The sequence below is a fragment of the Paenibacillus curdlanolyticus YK9 genome (genome assembly GCF_000179615.1).
Taxonomy (GTDB): Bacteria; Bacillota; Bacilli; order Paenibacillales; family Paenibacillaceae; genus Paenibacillus_T; species Paenibacillus_T curdlanolyticus.
In genome coordinates this window covers 1-1,015 of record NZ_AEDD01000029.1, presented here as the reverse complement: position 1 = coordinate 1,015, position 1,015 = coordinate 1, and the positions used below count along the sequence as shown (strand labels likewise).

At 55.7% G+C, this 1,015-nt stretch carries 1 protein-coding gene; it reads right to left on the bottom strand.

The window, feature by feature from the left end:
* Window positions 1-292: 292 nt before the first annotated feature.
* The coding region (locus PAECUDRAFT_RS24265) for a FumA C-terminus/TtdB family hydratase beta subunit (protein ID WP_006040809.1) at window positions 293-1,015 on the bottom strand (723 nt) is incomplete at its 5' end.

Sequence of the window (1,015 nt, the reverse complement as noted above, 5' to 3'; positions counted from 1 at the left end):
TGATGAGATTTGAGCAATGTGAGTGTGAAAAGTGTCCAATATTGAGGGGTTAAACCGTTTCTATTCCCTATCCCCTTGCTTGGCCGCCCTCGACACGAATAGGGAAGATTTCTATTCCCTATTCTCCCGCTTGGCCACCCTCTACATGAATAGGGAAGATTTCTATTCCCTATCCTCCCGCTTGGCCGCCCTCGACACGAATAGGGCAGATTTCTCTGCCCTATTCTCCCGCTTGGCCGCCCTCAACGCGAATAGGGCAGATTTCTCTGCCCTATTCGCCCAGCCGCCGTCCTTATTTAAACACCGGCTCCTTGAATTGCTCCAGCTTCGTGCGGGAATCCGCGTCCACTTGCGCGTGGAGGCTGTTGCCGTGCGAATCCATCGTTACGATTGCTGCGAAACCTTCCGTTTGCATATGCCACATCGCTTCGGGAATGCCGAACTCATCCAGGAAGTGTACGCCATTCACTTTTTTGAAGCATCTCGCATAATACTGCGCTGCGCCGCCGATCGCGTTCAAGTACACGCCGCCGTGCTCTTGCAGCGCCTTCAGCGTTTTGGCGCCCATGCCGCCTTTGCCGATAACTGCCCGAATGCCGAACTTCTTCATCACGTCGCCTTGATAAGGCTCCTCGCGAATGCTTGTCGTCGGCCCTGCCGCCTTCACATGCCACACGCCTTCGCGATCCTTCATCATAACCGGTCCGCAGTGATAAATAACGCCGCCATTGAGGTCAATCGGCGAATCATGATTGATCAGGTAGCTATGCAGCGCATCGCGGCCTGTATGCATCTCGCCGTCGAGGACAACGATGTCGCCAACGCGAAGGGAACGCACCTGCTCTTCCGTAAGCGGCATCTTCAAACGAACCTCGCGCGGCTCGTCCTCTCCCTCTTCCGAAACCGCAACGGCTTGCACCGCTTCATTCTCCGGTGCAGCGTTCATCGGCAGCTCCGTGCCTTGCGGATAAATCCAGCTCTTCAGCTCGCCTGTTGCGGCATCAAGCAGCAAGCC